The following is a 592-nucleotide window of genomic DNA, read 5'->3' on the forward strand; positions in this document are numbered from 1 at the left end:
CTATTATAACATTTATAACTCTTTTTTCTGTATTTGTATTGTTAGGATGTACGCGTGTAGATAGTCTAGAGCAGTACAATAAACTTTACGAAGAATATATCAGTGAAAAATACGAGACTTTTGAACATTTTCAAAAGCAAGAACAAGCAAGAAACTTCATCTATAGTCGTGGCTATCAGAATATAGCGCCAAAATTTGATATTATATGGCATCGTCACATACTTATTGTTTTATGTGGACGCTTTGTTAATTTATTGCGTGGTGATTATAATGAGGAGATGTCATGGGCAATGTTACCCAATGTCATAAGCAGTTTGCGTTATGACTATAACTGGAGAGAAAGCGATTTTATTTGGGCCTATAATATGTCTATGAATTCTACTGACCCCATGATTGATTACGCAAAAAAATTTCTTAATTCTTCAAGCGGAAATGGCATCAGTTCTACAACACAAATTATTGATCTCGTGTCTAGTATGAACGCTGGTCATAGTGAAAATACTAGAAAAATAGCACGTTTTTGCATAGAGCTCCGCACGATATATGACATGATGCAACCAAGAGGAATTTACAAATGACATTTAACGAGCAA

Annotated in this window: 1 protein-coding gene; it reads left to right on the forward strand. The window is 34.1% G+C overall.

From position 1 onward, the window contains the following. Positions 1-2 precede the first annotated feature (2 nt). Positions 3-578 (forward strand): hypothetical protein, encoded by a 576-nt coding sequence (locus ACFIO3_RS15170; protein ID WP_375696138.1) that lies wholly within the window; start codon positions 3-5, stop codon positions 576-578. Positions 579-592 lie beyond the last annotated feature (14 nt).

This window comes from Bartonella sp. AD328YNZD, from assembly GCF_042196425.1.